Here is a 20101-nt window from a genome sequence, read left to right on the forward strand (position 1 = left end):
TCGTCTACTAATCTATATAGTGAGGTCTTACTTTGTTGACCTTCTAGTTTAAAAGAGAAAATTAATGTCAATTATTCTTCATCATTTAAATGCTTCACGCTCATTTCGCATTCTGTGGTTACTTGAAGAAATTAATCAACCTTATGAATTAAAAAGTTATTTTCGTGATAAAACTACAAATCTTGCACCTCAAGAATTAAAAAATATTCATCCCTTAGGAAAATCGCCTGTGATTGAACTTAATGGAAAAGTAATTGCTGAATCAGGTGCCATTGTAGAAATTTTGATTGAAAAGTTTGCTCCTCAACTTATGCCCGCAAAAGATTCAGACAGTTATCTTGATTATTTACAATGGGTTCATTTTTCAGAAAGTTCAGCTATGGTTCCATATTTATTAAATATTTTTAATTCGATTGAGTTAAAAAATGGCACTCAATTAAAGTTCTTGGATCAATATGCGCGTACTGAGTTGGATAAAGTATTTTCATATTTAGATCAACAATTAGTAGGCAAAAAATTCTTAGTAGGCGATTGCTTAACGGGTGCAGATTTTATGATTGGTTTCGTAGTCTATGGTCTAATTAATTCTTTAAATATTCGATCAAAATATCTCAATATTGAGCAATATGTAAAAAGCCTCGAAAACCTAGAAAGCTGGCAAAAAGCCATGTCTATAGAACAAAATCTTCATCACCAAAACAATGCCTAAAAACGAAATACCCTTAAGCACTTAAAAATAGAATTGATTTCCCAAGTTGAGAAATCAATTCAGCAATTTAGATCCCTTCAACAAAACTCACCATGACATCACAGCAGCCTTGGCGTTTACTTTTGGCAAGTTGATATTCAGGTGAAAAATAACATTCACGTGCAGTTTCCATATCTGGAAACTCAATGACCACATGACGTTCAAACTCTTGTCCCTCTAAAACTTCTGAGGCACCACCACGCGCAAGAAACTTGGCACCATACTTTTGGAAAGCTTGCGGAGCAGTGGCCATATATTGTTTATATTGTTCCATATCATGAATGGTGACATGAGCAATCCAGTAAGCAGACATATCGTATTTCCCTATAATTCATTCAATAAAGGTTTATTTACCTTTTCGTAAAATTTGTGATTTCACGCATCTAAAATATTTTTTGCGACAGCAGCAGCTTCGGCAATATGTTCAGCAACCGCTTGTTTTGCCTTTTCAGGGTCTTTGTGAAGGTAGATAGCTTCACACATATTTTTAATACGTTGATAACCTGAAATTTCACGCTTTGTCGATTTCATAGTCATGGCACGAAGACGGCTAATTCGGCCATTTAAGCGTTGCACCACTTCCCACGCAATATGGTGTTTTGCTGTAGTAAAGATGGTTTGATAAAGCTGGGTTGAGGTCGCAATAATCAGATTGATGTCATCGGCAGCAAAAGCAGCTTTAAGATCTTCTAATAGAAGCTTTAATTTTTCAGCAGTTTTTTCATCGAGGTTTTTAGTGCAGTCAACCACAGCACTTTGCTCTAATAAAAGACGAATTTCATAAATCTGTGAAGCGATGTCCCAGTTAAGTAGCGAAACGATAGGGCCTTTATTTGGCAAAATCTCGACCAAACCTTCTGCTTCTAAATAACGAATCACTTCGCGAACCACAGAACGGCTCACGCCGAGTTCTTCACATAACGTTCTTTCAACCAGTCTTTTTCCTGAAGGGAAATAGCCTGTAATAATGGCATTACGCACTTTATCTAAACACAGCTCTCGTAAAGTTACGGGCGGGTTTTCAATTTTAAGATTCATAAATAATTAAATTTTCCTGTTTTTTAACATGTTGAGTTTCATCACATGTTTTTCAATGAAAATTAGCATAGCAAACTCTTGCTTTTTTTTCAGTATGTATTATGGTATACCATAATACGAATGACAAGATAATTTACTTGCAAGGAAGAGCAATGGAACTTATACGTAAAACAGTGCTTCATGTAGAAACCACTTATGTAGATGGCGGTAAAGAAGCAGCAAAGCCTTTAAAAATGGTGGCAGCCGCAGCGGTCATTAAAAACCCGTGGGCAGGGCAAGGTTATGTAGAAAACCTAACACCGGAAATTCGTCATATCGCGCCAATCTTAAGCGAACATTTAACCAAGCTTATTCTTGATGAAGTGGGTTCTGGTGAAGCCGTTGAAGCTTTTGGCAAAAGTGCAGTGGTGGGCTTAAATGGTGAACTTGAGCATGCATCAGCTTTAATCCACACCTTACATTTTGGTAATACTTACCGTAGTGCTGTCGGGGCGAAATCTTATTTGGCATTTAACAATACCCGTGGCCCAGCAAATGCGCCGATTTTAATTCCAATGATGGATAAAAATGACGAAGGCCGTCGTTCTCATTACTTAACATTGCAATTTGCAATTCCAGATGCACCTGCTGCCGATGAGCTGGTTGTTGTGATTGGTGCAGCAACAGGTGGTCGACCACATCACCGTATTGGTGATCGTTATAAAGATTTGGAAGAGTTAGGTCATGATGTCAAAAACCCTGCAGCTGTCAAATAACCGTATTGCTCACTATTTTGAGCAAGGCGAAGGAGAGCCTCTGGTTCTGATCCATGGAGTGGGAATGCAAGCTGCGGCATGGTATCCACAAATTGAATATTTTTCTAAACACTATCATGTAATTTCAGTGGATATGCCGGGACATGGTCAAAGTACCAAATTACCGGCAGACGCAAAATTACAAGATTTTGTTGAATGGACCATCGAATTTATTACAGCCTTAAATTTAGGCCCGGTAAATTTAGCAGGGCATTCAATGGGATCACTGATTACGACAGGTGTCAGCGTTACTCGACCTGATTTGGTTAAACGGATGGCGGTGCTCAATGGTGTATATAAACGTACAACACAGGCACGTAATGCAGTCATCCAAAGAGCTGAAGAGTTAAAAACAGGCCGTATTGATGTCGAGACTCCATTACAGCGCTGGTTTGGCGAAAGTGAAGTTGAGCGTATAGCAGCAGCCAAAGTAAAAACTTGGCTCGAAAATGTCGACTTGTCTGGCTATACCACTGCATATTCTGCTTTTGCGCAAGGCGATGAAACCTATGCAGATGACTGGTCAAAGATCACTTGTCCTGCTTTGGTGTTGACCGGAACGGATGATCCGAATTCAACTGCAGAAATGGCTTTGCAAATGGCGAATCAGGCAAAGCATGGCACTGCAATAGTCATTGAAAATGAACGTCATATGGTGAACTTAACTGCACCTGACAAAGTGAATAATGCAATGCAAGCGTGGTTGGAAACCAGCGTTTAATTTGCCACACATTGCTGAAGGAATATAACAATGAGTGAAATGGATACTATCAATAAAATGCGTGAACTACGTGATGCTTTCGGGTCATTTATGACAGGCGTTACCGTGGTCACAACCTGTAAAGAAGATGGAACGCCACTTGGCTTTACAGCGAACTCTTTTGCTTCGGTGTCTTTGGACCCAGCTTTACTTCTAGTGAGTATTGCCAAGACATCAAGCAATTATCATAACTTTGCAAATACCACTCATTTTGCAATCAATATTTTGGCAGAAGAGCAAAAGGATATTTCGAATACCTTTGCTCGTCCAAGCGAAGACCGTTTTGCAAATCTTTCATGGTCAAAAAGTGCTTGCCAAAACCCGCTGATCAATCATGTCAGTGCCTGGTTTGACTGTACAACCTACCAAGTTGTCGATGCAGGTGACCATGCGATTTTAATTGGTAAAGTTGAAGATTTTGCTTCGACAGGTTTTGCAGGGCTTGGTTATTATCGTGGTGGATATTTCACACCAGCCAAACTTTCTGCCGAGGTGATCTCTGGCCCTAAAGTGGTGATGAGTGCAATTATTGGACATGAAAATACCATTTTGCTTGAAGAAACTGCCGAACATAAATGGACTATTCCACATGTCATGGTAGATAAAGACGGTGCCGATAAAGCGCTTGAGAAAATCTTTGCACAATATCAGCCAGATGCTTCTGCCAACTTCATTTATTCTGTATATGAAAACGTTGAAAACCAGCAGCAATATATTTCATTTTTATGCAACACACCCGTAGCTCAAGCCACCAAAGGTCAGTTTGTCGATTTAAATGATCTTGAAAAGCTAGAGTTTGTAGACAGCGCTTTAGAAAGTATGTTGATGCGCTATCGCAAAGAAAACCATTTGAAAACTTATGGTGTTTATTACGGAAATCAGACAACAGGTACAGTTCGTCAAATCGTTAAAGAGGAAGTTTAATCATGCGTTTTTCATTATTTGTGCATATGGAACGTGTTTCTGATCAGCAAACCCAGAAGCAGCTTTATGATGAAATGATTGAGCTTTGTCAGATTGCAGACCGCGGCGGTATGCATGCGGTTTGGACAGGCGAACACCATGCCATGAACTTTACCATTGCACCCAACCCATTTTTAAATCTGGTCGATTTAGCCAATAAAACCAAAAATGTTCGTTTAGGTACAGGCACGGTGGTAGCGCCATTCTGGCATCCGATTAAACTTGCAGGTGAAGCTGCAATGACCGACATTATTACCAATGGCCGTTTAGATATTGGTATTGCTCGCGGTGCTTATTCGTTTGAATATGAACGTATGGTTCCGGGCATGGATGCATGGAGTGCAGGTCAGCGTTTACGTGAAATGATTCCCGCAATTAAAAACCTTTGGAAAGGCGATTATGAGCATAACGGTGAATTTTGGCAGTTTCCAAAAACCACCTCGGCACCTCAACCGCTTCAACAGCCACATCCACCAATTTGGGTTGCTGCACGTGATCCAAATAGCCATGAATTTGCTGTGCAAAATGGCTGTAATGTACAGGTAACGCCTTTGCATTTAGGTGACGAAGAAGTTGAAAAGCTCATGGGGCATTTCAATGCAGCTTGTGAAAAGTTCAATGAAATTCAACGTCCTGAAATTATGTTGCTCCGCCATACCTATGTGGCAGATAGTGAGGAAGATGCTCAACTGGCAGCAGATGAAATCAATACTTTCTATAACTACTTCGGCGCTTGGTTTAAAAATGAGCGTGAAATTAACCAAGGTTTAATTGCACCTTTAAGTGTTGAAGAAATTGCTGCACATCCTTTTTATACACCAGAAGCGATGCGTAAAAATAACGTGATTGGACAAGCCCAAGAAGTGATTGACCGCTTAAAAGCTTATGAAGCAATGGGCTATAACGAATATTCTTTCTGGATTGATACGGGCATGAGCTTTGAACGTAAAAAAGCCTCATTAGAACGTATGATCAATGAAGTTATGCCGGCATTTGCATAGAGGCGAATATCATGACAGCAGATTTTCAGCTTTATATTAATGGTCAGTTTGAATCTGGTGCAGCAACGTTTGAAAGTATTAATCCTGCAACAGGTGAAGTCTGGGCACAGATGCCAGAAGCTCGAACCGATGAAGTCAATCGAGCAGTTCAGGCGGCATCTAGTGCGTTAAAAGCACCAGAGTGGGCAGGTTTAACGGCCTCTCAGCGCGGTAAATTGCTCTATAAACTGGCTGATTTAATTGAAAAAGCTGCACCGCAACTGGCTCAAATTGAAACCAGTGATACGGGCAAGATTATTCGCGAAACATCGAGCCAGATTGCCTATGTCGCTGAGTATTATCGCTACTATGCAGGTATTGCCGACAAATTAGAGGGTAGTTTTCTACCGATTGATAAGGCAGACATGCAAGCATGGATTGTTCGTGAACCTGTGGGTGTGGTTGCTGCAATTGTTCCTTGGAACAGTCAGTTATTTTTATCGGCAGTAAAGGTAGGGCCAGCTTTAGCGGCAGGTTGTACCGTCGTGCTAAAAGCCTCTGAAGACGGCCCTGGGCCATTATTAGCTTTTGCTAAATTGGTCCATGAAGCGGGGTTTCCAGCTGGAGTGGTCAATGTGATTACCGGTTTCGGGCCTGAATGTGGCGCCGTGCTGAGTAGTCATCCTGATGTTGCCCATGTTGCGTTTACAGGTGGTCCAGAAACGGCACGGCACATTGTGCATAACTCGGCTGAAAATCTTGCAAAAGTTTCACTCGAATTAGGTGGCAAATCACCATTTATTGTATTTGCTGATGCAGATATTCAAAGTGCGGTAAATGCTCAGGTCGCTGCTATTTTTGCTGCAACAGGGCAGAGTTGTGTAGCAGGTTCACGCTTACTGGTTGAAGAAAGCATTAAAGATGAATTTGTTTGGCGTTTGGTTGAGCGTGTACAAACCATAAAAATTGGTTTACCTCATGAAATGGCAACTGAGTTTGGACCACTTTGTACCCTACGCCAGCGCCAAAAAATTGAGCAAGTCGTTGCAAGTTCAATCCAGCAAGGTGCAAAACTGCTTACCGGTGGTAAAAGCCTTGAGCGAGCAGGGTATTACTATCCACCGACCATTTTAGATTGTACCGATGCACCTCAAGCAGATTGCATTACCACTGAACTATTTGGTCCGGTGTTATCGGTAGATAGTTTCAAAGATGAAGCGGAAGCTGTGCAAAAAGCCAATAGTACGCCTTACGGGTTGGCAGCAGGCGTTTTTACCACCAATTTAAGCCGTGCTCACCGCATGACGAAAGTCATTGGGTCGGGAATTGTTTGGCTCAATACTTACCGTGCTGTTTCTCCACTTGCACCTTTCGGTGGACATGGGCTTTCGGGACATGGTCGGGAAGGTGGCGCAAATGCGGTTCTAGATTACACCACCACCAAAACAGTTTGGTTACGTACCTCAGATGAGCCAATTGATGACCCATTTGTCATGAGATAAATCATGACTTGAGGTATGAAAATATATCGGGATTTTAATTTCAAGGATGAAAAAATGAATCAGTCAAACTCAGCAATCACCTAAAGCTTTAATAGTTGAAAACGTAAAACTAGATGTATCGATGCTTAATCAAGTATTGATCGGACTGGTTTTACCTTTTTCTTGGCTAAAACAACACAAACAGAAAAATGAGCTGTTTGTAAAAGGAAATAAAAAGATTAAGCCGAGTCATATAGAAATGACTTTGGCTGGGCAGATTTTTTGATGTTGAGGAAATGAATTCCTCAAAGAGAGATTAAGGATATGAGCCAAAACGAAAATAGCAATAATGCTTTCGCTATCGAAAGTCATTCTATTGATTATGTTGCTCCCTCTGAACGTAATGGGAAAGTTCGCGATCTATTCACATTATGGTTTTGTACCAATATTGCACCGCTTGCCGTGATTACAGGTGCAATGTCAATTTTAACCTTTAACCTCAATATTGTAAGTGCATTGCTTGCGATCTGCTGCGGGCATTTTTTTGGTGCAGCGATTCTGGCCTTAACCTCTGCACAAGGTCCGCAGGTCGGCATTCCTCAAATGATTCAGAGCCGCGCGCAGTTCGGGCGTTATGGGGCATTGCTGGTTGTGCTGTTTACCACCCTCATTTATTTAGGTTTTTTCATCTCTAACATTATTTTGTCAGGTAAAACTCTGCATACCGTTGTTCCTGCCATTCCTGTGCCGACTGCGACTGTCATTGGTGCGATTGCAGCAACCACAATTGGCGTGATCGGTTACCACTTTATTCATAAGTTCAATAAAATTGGAACTTGGTTTATGGGTGGTTCGTTGCTCATTGGCCTCATGATTATGGTGCCGCATATTAATGCAGATGTACTTGCCAAAGGCTCTTTCAATATGAAAGGTTGGTTTGCCATGTTTGGTTTGTGTGCGGTATGGCAAATTAGTTTTTCACCTTATACCTCAGACTATTCACGATATTTACCGAAGTCGATTGGTATTTATAAGCCATTTATCTTTACCTATTTAGGCGCATCGTTAGGAACCATTTTTGCGATGGCATTTGGTACGATTGCGGTCAGTATTGGCTCAACCACAGATGCAATGGAAGCAGTAAAGTCAGGCACTGGGCTGTTCGGTTATGTTCTTATGATTTTGTTCTTATGCAATATCATTGGTCACAATGCCATGAACCTCTACGGTGCGGTTCTGTCTTGTATTACCTCTATTCAGACTTTTGCAGGGCAGTGGATGCCAAGCCGAAATATCCGAGTCGTGTTATCAATCATTGTATTAGTTCTAGCGACTTTAACGGCACTTTGGGCATCAAGTAACTTTATTAGTTTCTTCTTGAATGTGATTTTTGCCTTGTTATTTATTTTGGTGCCATGGGTGTCTATTAATTTACTAGATTTCTATGTCGTGAATAAAAAGTCTTATGACATTCAATCCATCTTTGCACGTGATGGTGGTATTTACGGCAAATTTAATGCAAAAGCGCTTACGGCTTATTTCATTGGGATTGCGGTACAAATTCCATTCTTAAAAAATGCGTTTTTCACAGGTGCACTGGCCGATGTAATTCCGGATGCGGATATTTCATGGGTGATTGGATTGGTGGTGAGTCTGGTGGTGTATTACGCCTTTAATCTAGGAAAGATTAAATGTTCTGCACCTGCATTAAACGCAAAATTACCTCAATAAGCATTGTAGTGAAAGGAATCCCACAATGAAAAAAAACTATTTACAAGCGGCTCTAAGCACAGCATTGATGGCTGTAATCTATCCGAGTTACGCGGGTGTAAGTTTTGGAAATAGCGATGGTGAATACGGCAAGCTCACCTTATCAGGCTATGTTCGCGCTAACTATCAAGATAAACACTATGGAGAGTCAGTTTCTGATCAAAAAATTCGTTTCGATGCTGCGCAGTTAAAACTGGACTACGAGCGTGGATCGTTATTTGGTCACGCGGAATATCGTTGTTATCAATATGACCGTCTATGTGATTTTTCTACGTTGGTTGATGGTTATGTAGGGTACAAATTAAATAAAACAGATCAGGTGGTGGCAGGTGTTCAGCCGATTCCATTTGGGCCGGGACGTTTCTGGGGCAATAGCCTATATGGAAGTATGAGCACAACCGCAGGTTTAGAAGATGTTCATAATCTTGGTTTGAATTATCATTTTGAATTGCCGACAGCAACCAAGTTTGATGTGGGTTATTTTGCGGTAGATGGTGGAAGCTACACAGGCTCTACCCAAGATTCAGGAAGCTACACTGCAAACTATGTGAGTTCAGACGATCCGAATAAAACCGATTTGCAAGAAAAGAACATGTGGGTAGGCCGAGTGACTCAAGATATAAATCTTGGAAATAATGGATTAACCACACAGCTCGGTGGCTCATATTGGACATCGGATATTGAAAATAAAGCCACTTCGAGTGATGGGCGCCGTCATGCATGGGCACTTTTTGGTAAAGCCAATTATGGCAATTTTAATGTAACCCTTACTGGTGGTAAAAATGACGTAACTAATCAGGATCAGCTCAATCCTAATCAGTCACTCATGGGGTCCTACGACAGTGAATATTATGTAGCTAACAAAGGAACGTTCTATACGGCAGATGTGGGCTACTCTTTCAAAAATGTTAAGCAGATCGGAAACATTACGCCGTACTTTATGTACAGTCAGTACGACAAAGATCAGGACAATATGAAAGATTCGGTCCGTAATATTATTGGTGTGTCTATTGACCATAAACAGCTATCGTTGGTGGCTGAATACATCATGAGTAAAAATGACCCATTCATTGGGGGAACTCAAGATTCATTGGCAAAAGGGGATGATAACCAGTGGAATAAGTTGCTTAACTTAACGCTGTTTTATTATTTCTAAAGACATTTAAACATTCGGGCATACCGAAAATTTTTTTAAATTAATTTTTGGTATGCCATAATACAAAGTTGATGGTGAGCTATTTAATTTATGTATCGCTCCACTATCAATGCAGAAGATCTCAATAGGATAATGATCATGCAGCTTAATGAACTCGCTTTATTCCGTCAGCAAGCCTTTGTTGCTGGAAAGTGGTGCGATGCAGACCATCAACAAACATCCGAAATTTTAAATCCGGCGACACTAGAGATTATTGGTACTGTCCCAAATATGGGCAAAGCTGAAGCCGAGCGTGCCATTGAAGCTGCCAAAGAAGCTTGGCCGCTATGGGAAAATAAAACAGCAAAAGATCGATCAATTATTTTAAAAAAATGGTTCGATTTAATCATTTCAAATGCAGATGAATTGGCTTTTATTTTAACGAGTGAGCAAGGAAAGCCTTTAGCTGAAGCCAAGGGTGAAATTTTATATGCTGCCAGTTTTATTGAATGGTTTGCCGAAGAAGCAAAACGAGTGTATGGCGATATTATTCCGAGTCCATATCCCGATGCTCGTATTGTCGTAAATAAACAGCCTATTGGTGTCGTTGCAGCCATTACGCCGTGGAATTTTCCCGCTGCCATGATTACGCGTAAGGTTGCTCCAGCCTTGGCGGCAGGTTGTCCTTGTATTGTAAAACCGGCGCCTGAAACACCTTTTACTGCTTTGGCTTTAGTGGACTTAGCTGTGCAAGCGGGTGTGCCTGCTGAAATCTTTAGTGTGATTACAGGCGATGCAGCTCATATTGGTGATGCGATTTTTGAAAGTGATGTCGTACGCAAGTTTACTTTTACTGGGTCAACACCAGTCGGCAAAATGCTGCTTGAGCGTTCAGCAAAAACCTTAAAAAAAGTTTCCTTAGAGTTGGGTGGCAATGCGCCGTTTATTGTATTTGATGATGCCGATTTAGATGCAGCAATTGAGGGAGCACTCATTGCTAAATTTAGAAATGCAGGGCAAACCTGTGTCTGCGTCAATCGATTTTTAGTGCAGGCAGGCATTTATGAAAAATTTATTGCTGCCTTAAGCCAAAAAATTCAAAACTTTAATATTGGTAATGGATTAGAAGCAGGGCATGACATTGGGCCATTAATTAATGCCAATGCGGTGAAAAAAGTTGAAGCTCATATTCAAGATGCATTAGATAAAAATGGTCGTCTTGTGGTTGGTGGTAAAAAGCATAAAGCGGGTGAATTATTTTTTGAACCGACACTGATTGCAGATGTTACCGCTGATATGGATGTGGCAACCCAGGAAACGTTTGGTCCGCTAGCAGCTGTATTTAAATTTGAAACCGAGCAACAAGCGGTAGAAATGGCAAATGCAACTGAATTTGGTTTAGCCGCATATTGTTATACCAAAGATTTAGGCCGTGCTTGGCGAATGAGTGAACAGCTTGAATATGGCATGGTCGGAATTAATAAAGGCCTTATTTCAAATGAAGTTGCACCGTTTGGTGGAATTAAACAGTCTGGTTTAGGGCGTGAAGGTTCTAAATACGGTATTGAAGATTATCTGGAAATTAAATACACCTTGTTTGGAGGATTGAATATATGAGTAATGAAAAATTTGAAAAGGGTTTAGCAATCCGCAAACAAGTTCTTGGTGAAGAATATGTAAATAATTCAATCAACAATGCCGATGAGTTTAATCTTCCTCTTCAAGAATTAGTCACTGAATATTGCTGGGGAGCTGTTTGGGGGCGTGAAGAATTAAGTAAACCTGAGCGTAGCTTAATTAACTTGGCAATGATCTCAGCTTTAAATCGTCCACATGAACTAAAACTACATGTTAAAGGTGCACTTCGAAATGGCGTACCTAAAGAGAAAATTCGTGAAGTGCTTTTACAGGTTGCAATTTACTGTGGCGTACCTGCTGCTGTAGATAGCTTTCGAATTGCTAAAGAGGCAATTAAAGAATTTGAATCTGAGCAATAAACGTTGGCTTTGAATATTAAAAAAGGCCTTGTTCAAGTGGACAAGACCTTATCTATTTTAAGCTTGTTTGTTCAGTTCAGGGGGTAAATGCTGCGCTAAATAATCAATTGCAAGACGGGTTTTGAGTGGCATAAAAGGCAGTGTAGGCCATACCAAATGAATCGGAAAAGCAATGCTCGACATGGTTTCTAACACTTGTACGAGCTTACCTTCCTGTAATTCATTTTGAATGAGCCAGTCGGGTAGCCAAGCGATACCAGCTCCAGCAAGCGCTGCATTTTTAATGGCTTGTAAGTCATTTAAAAGAAGTTTTGCTTTGGGCTTAATAAATAAAGGTTCTGCATTTTCCTTTTGAAGTCGCCATTTCTGCATTTGACCAAAATGCGGATCGGCAATCGTGGCGTGCTGGTCTAAGTCCTCAATATGTTCTAGAGGACCTGCTTTATTTAAATAGTCAGGTGAGGCACAAAGTAGCATTCGATGCTCACCAATCTGTTTGGCAATCAACTGAGTGGTGTCAGGTAGTGAACCAATTCGGATGCATAAATCAAAACCTTCTTCGACCAAGTCTACATTTCGGTCATTAAATGAAATTTCTAGCTGTAAGTCCGCATGCTGCTGAGCAAATTTAACCATGAGCGGGGTAGCAAAGAGTTGCCCGAACAGCACTGGCACAGACATTCGTAAACGGCCTGTTGCATTAATTTTCCCTTGGTCTAATAAAGCTGCCGCATTTTGTATTTCACTTAACGCTCGTCGGCTATGCTCATAAAACAAAGCACCTTCATCAGTCATGCTGAGCGAACGTGTTGTTCTTTTAAATAAAGCAACGCCAAGCTGATCTTCAAGCCGAGCAATATTTTTACTAATGGCTGAGCGAGTTAAATGCAATTGCTCGGCAGCTCTGACAAAACTTCCAGCTTCAACCACCGTCACAAATATAGATATTGCACTGAGTTCATGTTGCATGATTGTTGCCTAAAAGGAACCAATGATAAGAAATAATATCACCACTGTTGAATTTATTGTGGGGTTAATATGGCTTCATCAAAAACGTGGAGACGGTCATGGCTAAAATATTGGTATTAAAATCCAGCATTATGGGTGAGGGTTCACAAACCAATCGTCTAATCGATGTCATGCTTGAATACCGTAAAGACCAAGGTTTGCAAGATGACATTACTATACGCAATTTAGCGGAAATGAATCTGCCTGTATTAGATTTAGAAATTTTTCATGCACTTCGTGGGGCTGAAAATGTAAATCAAGACATTCAACAGATCGTTGCTTTGTCTGATGAATTAATTGCCGAATTAAAAAGTGCTGATTTATTGGTGATAGGCGCACCCATGTACAACTTAAATGTATCGACTCAACTCAAAAACTGGTTTGATTTAGTGGCACGCGCAAGACAAACATTCCGCTATACCGAAACTTATCCTCAAGGTTTGGTTGAAGGGGTAAAAGCGGTGGTGGTAAGTAGTCGTGGCGGTATTCATGTTGGCCAAGAGACTGAGGCAGTCACGCCTTATCTCAAAGCGGTGTTAGGGCTAATGGGCATTCATGATGTCGATTTTATCTATGCAGAAGGCTTAGACATGCAGGCCTATCGCAGCAATGCATTAGACCTGGCAAGCCAGCGAGTTAAAGAACTCGCCATTTAAGATCATGAGCTGAAACTCTTGTACCTCTAATTGATCACAAGAGTTTCTAAGTCTATTTAAATTACATTTCTAAGTTCATTTGCTGTGTTACGCAGCAATGGCAAAATTTGCTGAACCAAATAATCTTCTTGTACACGATTGGTTTGAGACATACAGTTAAGCGCTGCTATGGCTTGACCTTGGGCGTTAAATACGGGCACTGCAATCGCAATTACGCCAAGCTCGTGTTCTTCTTTAGAAAGACAATAATCTGATAACGAAATACCCTTAAGCACTTCAAAAAACTTTGACTCATCTACAATGGTAAACGGGGTTAAGCGCTTTAAACCATAATTTTTTACCCAAGTGTGCTGCGCTTCTTCAGGTAGCGCTGCCAGCAATACTTTACCTGTAGACGTGGCATGGGCAGGTAAGCGGTTTCCTAAATGCATACCATAAGGGCTAACGCGCAAATTATCTTGTTGTGGTAAATAGCTACGCGCAATTGGCACCACTTCGTTATCGTCCAGAACCACAATCGAAAAAGTCAGAGATGTCTGCGCACACAAAAGATTTAAAAATGACTGAGCAACTTTAGGCAGATGGGCAGAGCTTAAATAAGAACTTGAAAAGCGCAGCACACGATGCGTGAGCCAAAAGTAATGTTCATCGGTTTCTAAATAGCCTAAGTATTTTAAAGTTTTAAGATAACGCCTTGCTGCTGTACGACTAATACCGGTTCGCTCAGCCACTTGAGTGACATTAAGCCGCTGGCGATCTGTTCCAAAAGCTTCCAGCAAAGCCAAGCCTTTTGCTAAGCCTGCAATGTAGTCTTCTTGACGAATTTTCTCATGCGAGTTCGGGTGCTCTAAAAAAGCATCGAGAGAAGGCATCCTTTCATTCCTGTTATTTTGGTTGTTTCTGTCCGCTATTCGGACAAACTAAATGATAAACGGTTATTTTCGTCTTGGATACATAGTGCACAAAACTTAAAGCCAGTAATTTAAAAGTCAGGATGAAACAAGGATGAAGTTATGGATATTTTAAAGACACAGGTCGCAATTATTGGTTCTGGACCAGCAGGTTTATTGCTTGGGCAACTTCTATATAAAGCTGGCATCGACCATATTATTGTTGAGCAACGTAGTGCTGAATATGTGGCTTCACGGATTCGTGCAGGAATTTTAGAGCAAGTTTCGGTCGACTTATTGAAACAAGCAGGCGTTGACCAAAACTTAAAAGACAAAGGATTACCGCATTCGGGCATTGAAATCTTAAGCAATGGTGAATTGCATCGAGTTGATTTGGCAGCACTCACGGGTGGCAAACAAGTAACCGTATACGGTCAGACCGAAGTCACCAAAGATTTAATGACTGCGCGTGAAGCAGAGCAGCTCACTTCATTTTATGAAGCTCAAAATGTACAAGTGAAAGATTTCTACACTGCACCAAAAGTTGAGTTTGAGTATCAAGGTAAAGCTTTTCAAATTCAGTGTGACTTTATAGCAGGGTGTGATGGCTACCACGGTGTCTGCCGTGCCAGTGTGCCAGAAGATAAAATTAAGACCTTTGAAAAAGTTTATCCGTTTGGCTGGTTAGGGGTGTTGGCAGACGTTCCACCTGTAGCCGATGAACTCATTTACGTACAGTCAGAGCGTGGATTTGCTTTATGTAGTATGCGTTCAGAAACACGTAGCCGTTATTATTTACAAGTGCCTTTAACAGATCACGTCGAAGATTGGTCAGATGAAAAGTTCTGGGATGAGTTAAAAAACCGCTTAGATCCTGAAAGCCGCGAAAAGCTAGTTACTGGACCTTCTATTGAAAAAAGTATCGCGCCGTTACGCAGCTTTGTGACCGAACCAATGCGTTTCGGAAAACTATTTTTAGCAGGTGATGCTGCACATATTGTTCCACCGACAGGAGCAAAAGGCTTAAACCTCGCGGCTTCCGATATTGCTTATTTATCAAGTGCGCTTGTTGAATATTATGTTGAAGGTTCCGAGCAAGGTATAAATGAATACTCAGAAAAATGCCTACAACGTGTATGGAAAGCGGAGCGCTTTTCTTGGTGGATGACTCATTTGTTGCATCGTTTTGAAACCGAAAGTGAGTTTGATCACAAGATTAAACAAGCCGAGTTAAGTTATGTGCTTGGCTCGATTGCAGGTAAAACCACATTGGCCGAAAACTATGTCGGTTTGCCTTATGAGATTAAGCAAATTGATAGTTTTAAGCACGCAAGCTAAAGACTAAGTAAAAAATAAAAAGGGCATGCAAGTGCTCTTTTTTTTATGTAAAAAAACTGGATGGAATGAGATCGGTTAAAAGATGTGATTCGGCTAAAAGTAGCCCCAATACTTTTCAAAATATAGGGCTAACTATCAATTCACCTAAAGTTTAGTGGGCGTTTGCCGTAACTTTATTATTGGTTAATATCACTTGTTGCTGAGATTGAAGGGGTTTAATCACTTGTGGATTAGAGTTACTCCACGGGATATAAGCTTCTGTCAAAATATGACCTGTAAGACTGGTTAAATCACTCGTTTTAACTTCCGCATTGCCTTGACGACCAAATAATACAACTTCATCACCTGCTTTGGCCTCTGGAATATCTGTTACATCAACCATCACAGTATTCATTGATACTCGACCAACCACTGGTGCTTTTTGTCCATTGATTAATACAAAAGCTTTATTACTAAAACTACGACGGTAGCCATCCGAATAACCTACAGGAAGGTTTGCAAGTTTAGAGTCACGTTTTAAAGTATAGGTTTGGTCATAACCCACAGTTGAATCTTTAAGGTAATTATTAACCGCGGCAATTTGTGTTTTAAATGCCATCATGCCTTTAAATTCAGGGTGATTAGGAAAATCACCATATATAATTGCGCCTGCACGAACCATATCTAAATGTGATTCAGGAACGTTTACGGTAGCAAATGAATTAGCGGTATGTAATGTTAATTCTTTACGATTCAGTTTGGCTTTTTTAATCAACCATGCGGTTTGTTCATTAAATTGCGCCAGACGCTCACGAACAAATTTTTCATCTTCTACAGCATAGTGGGTCATAATGCCGTCAATTTTAAGATGGGGAAGTTTGGTGATCGCAACAGCTTGTTCTTTACCTAGAGCCGTAGACATTTCAAGACCATTACGATCCATACCACCTGAATTTAAAGCCAAGCTGTAGTGAACAGTTGTATTGTTCGCTTCTGCCCATTTAGACATACGAGCAGCTTGGTCATAATTACCTAAAAGCTCTTCAATATTTAAAGCTTGTGCGTTGATAATTTCACTATCTGTGGCTGTACGTAAACGTGTAATTTTGCCTTTATAGCCATGCTTGCGCACCATAGCCGCTTCAGCATTACTGGTAATGCCAATACAAGATACATTTAACTTCATAACACTTGGCATAAGTAGATCAATACTATGGCCGTATGCGTTAGCTTTCATGACTATACAAAGTTGTGTTTTGCCATTAAGTAACTGATTTGTCTTTTTTATATTATCTTCAAAAGCTTGAGTATCAATTTCTATCCATGCATTTGCTGTAGGAGCAGGGCTTACTTCATTTGTAACATGGGGAGTAAGTAAGGGAGCTGGATGAGCAAATTGCACCGAACCGAATAATATTAATGCACAGCTATAAGCGAGATGAGAAAATTTTGTTTTAAGTTTCATGAGTTTTTTAATCTTTCCTGGCTGAATATAATTTAACGCTGGGTGGATTTTTATGGTTAAGTACTAAAATATAATTGATTTAAAATGTCACACGATTTGGTTGTAATAATACTTTCTCCTTAAAATATTATAGTCGCTATTAAGTAAAATTTAATTTTGCTTAAACTAAATTGAAAAAATACAAATCTAATTTCAATTAGTCTTAATTAAATCTAAATATACATTCATAAAAAAACAAGAAGAAAAATTATTATAATTTTTTGAATGTTATTTTTTTAATCTATTTATTGGTGCTGTTTTTAATAAAATTTTTTGAAATATAACATTTGGTAAATAATTAACTTTATTATTACGAAAGATTTTTTTATTTTTTTAAATACATTGGATTGTATTTTTATCAGTTGGTAAAATATAAAAAAATTGGGTGAATAAATATCCATAATTTTATTCAATAGAATTCAAAAAATTAAAATAACTATATTTTTCATTGGTTTGTTTGTTGCTTATTAAAGCTGTTTAGAAGTTGTGAATTATTTTGAGTCAATTTTTAAGCGTCTAATGTCATATTTAATAGTTTTTAATAAGTTAATTTAAATTTTATAAATAAAATATTAATTAGATTGATTGAATAATTGGATGTTATTTAGCCGTAGGTGTTTGGTTTTGGTTTTGTGTAATAAATGAACTGGTGTGTCTTATATTCTTTTTTTAATTCGATTTATTGTTTAAGATTTTGGTTGAATTAAAATTTTATGTTTGTTTTGAGGTTAAGTAATTTTATTAATATTTTAGTTTTTATTAAATAAATAATTTTATATTAAGACTTTATAAATATAAGATGATGAGTGTATTTTTTATTGCTCAGAATAGTTTGGCTTTTTCTTGATCATATTATTCTAATTCTACAAGGATGTAATATAGGAGGGCTGATATTGATTTTTAGTGCAAACCATCAATTCCTGTGTAAGAGTCCGTACAGAAATATGAATTTTTATCTTAAAAAGTGTCTAATTAAATATGAGGTAATGGCTAGGTCATGCCGATTTTTCTTGATGAACAAATGAGCTACGGAAAGTTTTGCGAAGCCATCGGTAAACCCACCATTTTTTATGAAAAAATGAATTGGAAAAAGCGGGGAATAGGACGCGTTTTGCTTAAAAGATCAGCATTAATAAAAGCTTTTGTCATATTTTTTCAGTATATTGCTATTAATTTCTTTATTTATAAATTCTAAGTTTGTATGGAACAGGACCAAGCTCGCATACCTAAATATATTCCTATCCGCGATGCAATTGCCCACGATATTGAATCTGGCGTATTAAAAGCCCACGCAAAACTCCCTTCGGAAAGGGTGCTTTCTGAACAATTCCAAACCACTCGTGTTGCTGCACGTGAAGCTTTGTTGGCTTTAGAAACTGATGGTTTGATTTATCGCTTAGATCGCCGTGGTTGGTATGTTCGTTCTCCTCGTATTATTTATCACCCGCAATCTACCAAAAACTTTAATCAGTTTGTGATTGAACAAGGCTATGAACCTTCGACAGAAGTGATTTCGAGTGAGCTAACACAGGCTACTTCTTGGGATGCCAAGCATTTAAAAGTTGAAAAAGGGCATCCGATTTATTCAGTTTGGCGACGTCGTTGTATTAATGGACGACCTGTTTTGGTTGAGCATTTACGTGTGAATGCCCAGTTTTTCCCTGAGTTTTTAACTCATGATCTTAAGCAATCGATTACTTTACTGATGGCAAAACAATATGACTGCCATATCACTAGAGCCGACATTAATCTGTATCCAACCGCTTTATCGGAACAGCAGGCCAAAGCACTGCATGTCAATGTGGGCGCACTGGGTTTATATATTCGTCGTAGTAATAGAAATGAAGAAGGCGTGATTACTGATGTCGACCAAGAATATTGGCTACATGATGTTTTAGATTTGCATTTTGAAGCGCGAGCATAAAAATACAATCTGGTTTAAACCAGATTAATTAAACTGTCATATAAAGCTGTTGAAATACGATCATCAAATAATTGCATTCGATGGTTTGCAGATGAAAAAGTACGTTCAACAGACAATTAAACTCGGCACTGCATCAGTTTTAGGTGTAGTGGTCGCTATTCAAATGGGATGTTCATCAGCAACATCAAAACAATCAGAAGAAATTACAGTCTATACGGCAGTGGAAGCCGACCAACTTAAGCAATACCAAGAAGAATTACATAAAGCCTATCCTGAACTCAAAGTAAAATGGGTACGTGATTCAACAGGGGTGATCACCGCTAAACTTTTGGCAGAGCAGAAAAACCCACAAGCGGACGTGATTTTTGGTGTGGCTTTAACCAGTTTGCTGGTCATGGAAAAAAAAGACATGCTTGAGCCTTTTAAACCTGAAAGTGTCCAAAATTTAAAACCAGAATTTGTAAGTCAAAAACCTGTACCGACTTGGACGGGTATGGATGCATGGGAATCTGCAATCTGTGTAAATAAAGTCGAATTAGAAAAGCGTAAGTTACCAATTCCAAAAACTTGGAAAGATTTAACCAACCCCATTTATAAAAACCTGATTGTGATGCCAAATCCGGCTTCGAGTGGCACAGGCTATTTAGATGTCACGGCTTGGATGCAAATTTGGGGCGAAAAGCAGGCATGGGACTATATACAGGCTTTAGATAAAAACATTTCACAATATCCTCATTCGGGTTCAAAACCTTGCAAGATGGCAGCACAGGGCGAAATCCCAATTGGTGTTTCTTTCGGCTATCCAGCCTTTAAATTAAAAGCAGAGGGCGCGCCTTTAGAAGTGGTTTATCCAAAAGAAGGTTTAGGCTGGGAAATGGAAGCTTCAGCAATTGTGAAAGGAACCAAAAAATTAAGCAGTGCACAGAAATTTATAAATTGGTCGGTAAGCAAAGCAGCAAATGAAGCCTATGCCCATAACTTTTCAATGGTGGCCTATAAAGGCATTGAAAATACCACTATGGACTTCCCGAAAAATCTTTCTCAAATGCTTGTGAAAAATGATTTTTATTGGGCGGCCGAGCAGCGTGAACGTATTTTGGCTGAATGGTCAAAGCGTTTTGAAAAGTGATCTTTTG

General features: G+C 39.5%; 21 protein-coding genes. 16 read left to right on the plus strand and 5 right to left on the minus strand.

The annotated features are described in order from the left end of the window. The first annotated feature begins 64 nt into the window (after nt 1-64). Nucleotides 65-709, plus strand: a complete 645-nt coding sequence (locus RMA94_RS11395) for a glutathione S-transferase (RefSeq protein WP_311082963.1) — start codon at nt 65-67, stop codon at nt 707-709. Between the two features lie 67 nt (nt 710-776). On the opposite strand, the gene RMA94_RS11400 is transcribed toward RMA94_RS11395, so the two are convergent. Together RMA94_RS11400 and RMA94_RS11405 are read right to left on the minus strand one after the other, a co-directional pair. Then, complete coding sequence (locus tag RMA94_RS11400; protein ID WP_001277471.1) at nt 777-1061, minus strand: DUF1330 domain-containing protein; 285 nt, start codon at nt 1059-1061, stop codon at nt 777-779. 62 nt (nt 1062-1123) lie between these two features. Continuing rightward, on the minus strand, nt 1124-1786 hold the full coding sequence (locus RMA94_RS11405; protein ID WP_039765564.1) for a GntR family transcriptional regulator: 663 nt from the start codon (nt 1784-1786) through the stop codon (nt 1124-1126). A gap of 152 nt (nt 1787-1938) precedes the next feature. Here RMA94_RS11405 and RMA94_RS11410 point away from each other — a divergent pair, with 152 nt between their 5' ends. From RMA94_RS11410 to RMA94_RS11455, 10 genes are all read left to right on the plus strand, one after another. Then, nucleotides 1939-2541: an amino acid synthesis family protein gene (locus RMA94_RS11410; RefSeq protein ID WP_311082966.1), complete on the plus strand. Its 603-nt coding sequence runs from the start codon at nt 1939-1941 to the stop codon at nt 2539-2541. Next, the gene (locus tag RMA94_RS11415) at nt 2510-3301 is read left to right on the plus strand and encodes an alpha/beta fold hydrolase (protein WP_017385537.1); all 792 of its coding nucleotides are present in this window, start codon (nt 2510-2512) and stop codon (nt 3299-3301) included. Before RMA94_RS11410 ends, RMA94_RS11415 begins: the two co-directional genes overlap by 32 nt. 30 nt (nt 3302-3331) lie before the next feature. After that, nucleotides 3332-4264 (plus strand): flavin-dependent trigonelline monooxygenase reductase component, encoded by a 933-nt coding sequence (gene tgnA / locus RMA94_RS11420; protein WP_017399193.1) that lies wholly within the window; start codon nt 3332-3334, stop codon nt 4262-4264. A gap of 2 nt (nt 4265-4266) precedes the next feature. After that, the gene (gene tgnB, locus RMA94_RS11425) at nt 4267-5304 is read left to right on the plus strand and encodes a flavin-dependent trigonelline monooxygenase oxygenase component (protein ID WP_001212559.1); all 1038 of its coding nucleotides are present in this window, start codon (nt 4267-4269) and stop codon (nt 5302-5304) included. A gap of 11 nt (nt 5305-5315) precedes the next feature. Beyond that, the gene (gene tgnC, locus RMA94_RS11430; RefSeq protein ID WP_017399194.1) at nt 5316-6785 is read left to right on the plus strand and encodes a (Z)-2-((N-methylformamido)methylene)-5-hydroxybutyrolactone dehydrogenase; all 1470 of its coding nucleotides are present in this window, start codon (nt 5316-5318) and stop codon (nt 6783-6785) included. A 121-nt stretch (nt 6786-6906) separates the two neighbouring features. Beyond that, entirely contained in the window at nt 6907-7050 is a 144-nt protein-coding gene (locus RMA94_RS11435) for a hypothetical protein (protein WP_017399195.1), read from the plus strand. A gap of 38 nt (nt 7051-7088) precedes the next feature. Next, the gene (locus tag RMA94_RS11440; protein WP_031380571.1) at nt 7089-8495 is read left to right on the plus strand and encodes a cytosine permease; all 1407 of its coding nucleotides are present in this window, start codon (nt 7089-7091) and stop codon (nt 8493-8495) included. A 25-nt stretch (nt 8496-8520) separates the two neighbouring features. Next, nucleotides 8521-9690: a hypothetical protein gene (locus tag RMA94_RS11445; RefSeq protein WP_311082973.1), complete on the plus strand. Its 1170-nt coding sequence runs from the start codon at nt 8521-8523 to the stop codon at nt 9688-9690. 138 nt (nt 9691-9828) lie between these two features. Next, nucleotides 9829-11286 carry an NAD-dependent succinate-semialdehyde dehydrogenase gene (locus RMA94_RS11450; protein WP_262728804.1) on the plus strand — a complete coding sequence of 486 codons (1458 nt, stop codon included), beginning with the start codon at nt 9829-9831 and terminating at the stop codon, nt 11284-11286. After that, nucleotides 11283-11666 carry a carboxymuconolactone decarboxylase family protein gene (locus RMA94_RS11455; RefSeq protein ID WP_000064100.1) on the plus strand — a complete coding sequence of 128 codons (384 nt, stop codon included), beginning with the start codon at nt 11283-11285 and terminating at the stop codon, nt 11664-11666. Before RMA94_RS11450 ends, RMA94_RS11455 begins: the two co-directional genes overlap by 4 nt. Nucleotides 11667-11723: 57 nt before the next feature. On the opposite strand, the gene RMA94_RS11460 is transcribed toward RMA94_RS11455, so the two are convergent. Further along, complete coding sequence (locus tag RMA94_RS11460) at nt 11724-12635, minus strand: LysR family transcriptional regulator (protein ID WP_069140281.1); 912 nt, start codon at nt 12633-12635, stop codon at nt 11724-11726. A gap of 98 nt (nt 12636-12733) precedes the next feature. On the opposite strand from RMA94_RS11460, the gene RMA94_RS11465 reads away from it, so the two are divergent. Continuing rightward, a complete protein-coding gene (locus RMA94_RS11465; protein WP_017399201.1) occupies nt 12734-13330 on the plus strand; it encodes an NAD(P)H-dependent oxidoreductase in 597 nt (198 codons plus the stop codon). A gap of 56 nt (nt 13331-13386) precedes the next feature. Here the strand turns inward: RMA94_RS11465 and pobR are convergent, their stop codons facing one another. Continuing rightward, nucleotides 13387-14202, minus strand: coding sequence for an IclR family transcriptional regulator PobR (gene pobR / locus RMA94_RS11470; RefSeq protein WP_017385546.1), 816 nt, complete (start codon nt 14200-14202; stop codon nt 13387-13389). 141 nt (nt 14203-14343) lie between these two features. Here pobR and pobA point away from each other — a divergent pair, with 141 nt between their 5' ends. Next, nucleotides 14344-15558 (plus strand): 4-hydroxybenzoate 3-monooxygenase, encoded by a 1215-nt coding sequence (pobA, locus tag RMA94_RS11475; RefSeq protein ID WP_311082978.1) that lies wholly within the window; start codon nt 14344-14346, stop codon nt 15556-15558. Between the two features lie 151 nt (nt 15559-15709). Here pobA and alr read toward each other — a convergent pair whose 3' ends face one another. Then, nucleotides 15710-17002: an alanine racemase gene (alr, locus tag RMA94_RS11480; protein ID WP_311082979.1), complete on the minus strand. Its 1293-nt coding sequence runs from the start codon at nt 17000-17002 to the stop codon at nt 15710-15712. 1036 nt (nt 17003-18038) lie between these two features. On the opposite strand from alr, the gene RMA94_RS11485 reads away from it, so the two are divergent. The 3 genes from RMA94_RS11485 (at nt 18039) to RMA94_RS11495 (ending at nt 20094) form a co-directional block, all read left to right on the plus strand. Beyond that, nucleotides 18039-18236 (plus strand): hypothetical protein, encoded by a 198-nt coding sequence (locus RMA94_RS11485; RefSeq protein WP_086376505.1) that lies wholly within the window; start codon nt 18039-18041, stop codon nt 18234-18236. Between the two features lie 6 nt (nt 18237-18242). After that, nucleotides 18243-18965, plus strand: coding sequence for a UTRA domain-containing protein (locus RMA94_RS11490; protein WP_262728799.1), 723 nt, complete (start codon nt 18243-18245; stop codon nt 18963-18965). A gap of 91 nt (nt 18966-19056) precedes the next feature. Then, nucleotides 19057-20094, plus strand: a complete 1038-nt coding sequence (locus tag RMA94_RS11495) for a putative 2-aminoethylphosphonate ABC transporter substrate-binding protein (protein ID WP_262728797.1) — start codon at nt 19057-19059, stop codon at nt 20092-20094. Nucleotides 20095-20101 lie beyond the last annotated feature (7 nt).

Source organism: Acinetobacter sp. V115_6 (genome assembly GCF_031799025.1).
GTDB classification, from domain to species: domain Bacteria; phylum Pseudomonadota; class Gammaproteobacteria; order Pseudomonadales; family Moraxellaceae; genus Acinetobacter; species Acinetobacter pittii.

Coding starts and splice junctions, on each gene's coding strand:
- RMA94_RS11400 (WP_001277471.1), bottom strand. CDS start 1,061: ATGTCTGCTTACTGGATTGCTCATGTCACCATTCATGATATGGAACAA.
- RMA94_RS11440 (WP_031380571.1), top strand. CDS start 7,089: ATGAGCCAAAACGAAAATAGCAATAATGCTTTCGCTATCGAAAGTCAT.
- tgnA (WP_017399193.1), top strand. CDS start 3,332: ATGAGTGAAATGGATACTATCAATAAAATGCGTGAACTACGTGATGCT.
- RMA94_RS11490 (WP_262728799.1), top strand. CDS start 18,243: ATGGAACAGGACCAAGCTCGCATACCTAAATATATTCCTATCCGCGAT.
- RMA94_RS11415 (WP_017385537.1), top strand. CDS start 2,510: ATGATGTCAAAAACCCTGCAGCTGTCAAATAACCGTATTGCTCACTAT.
- pobR (WP_017385546.1), bottom strand. CDS start 14,202: ATGCCTTCTCTCGATGCTTTTTTAGAGCACCCGAACTCGCATGAGAAA.
- RMA94_RS11450 (WP_262728804.1), top strand. CDS start 9,829: ATGCAGCTTAATGAACTCGCTTTATTCCGTCAGCAAGCCTTTGTTGCT.
- RMA94_RS11460 (WP_069140281.1), bottom strand. CDS start 12,635: ATGCAACATGAACTCAGTGCAATATCTATATTTGTGACGGTGGTTGAA.
- tgnC (WP_017399194.1), top strand. CDS start 5,316: ATGACAGCAGATTTTCAGCTTTATATTAATGGTCAGTTTGAATCTGGT.
- RMA94_RS11495 (WP_262728797.1), top strand. CDS start 19,057: ATGAAAAAGTACGTTCAACAGACAATTAAACTCGGCACTGCATCAGTT.
- RMA94_RS11435 (WP_017399195.1), top strand. CDS start 6,907: ATGCTTAATCAAGTATTGATCGGACTGGTTTTACCTTTTTCTTGGCTA.
- RMA94_RS11465 (WP_017399201.1), top strand. CDS start 12,734: ATGGCTAAAATATTGGTATTAAAATCCAGCATTATGGGTGAGGGTTCA.
- RMA94_RS11410 (WP_311082966.1), top strand. CDS start 1,939: ATGGAACTTATACGTAAAACAGTGCTTCATGTAGAAACCACTTATGTA.
- RMA94_RS11445 (WP_311082973.1), top strand. CDS start 8,521: ATGAAAAAAAACTATTTACAAGCGGCTCTAAGCACAGCATTGATGGCT.
- RMA94_RS11405 (WP_039765564.1), bottom strand. CDS start 1,786: ATGAATCTTAAAATTGAAAACCCGCCCGTAACTTTACGAGAGCTGTGT.
- pobA (WP_311082978.1), top strand. CDS start 14,344: ATGGATATTTTAAAGACACAGGTCGCAATTATTGGTTCTGGACCAGCA.
- RMA94_RS11455 (WP_000064100.1), top strand. CDS start 11,283: ATGAGTAATGAAAAATTTGAAAAGGGTTTAGCAATCCGCAAACAAGTT.
- tgnB (WP_001212559.1), top strand. CDS start 4,267: ATGCGTTTTTCATTATTTGTGCATATGGAACGTGTTTCTGATCAGCAA.
- alr (WP_311082979.1), bottom strand. CDS start 17,002: ATGAAACTTAAAACAAAATTTTCTCATCTCGCTTATAGCTGTGCATTA.
- RMA94_RS11485 (WP_086376505.1), top strand. CDS start 18,039: ATGCCGATTTTTCTTGATGAACAAATGAGCTACGGAAAGTTTTGCGAA.
- RMA94_RS11395 (WP_311082963.1), top strand. CDS start 65: ATGTCAATTATTCTTCATCATTTAAATGCTTCACGCTCATTTCGCATT.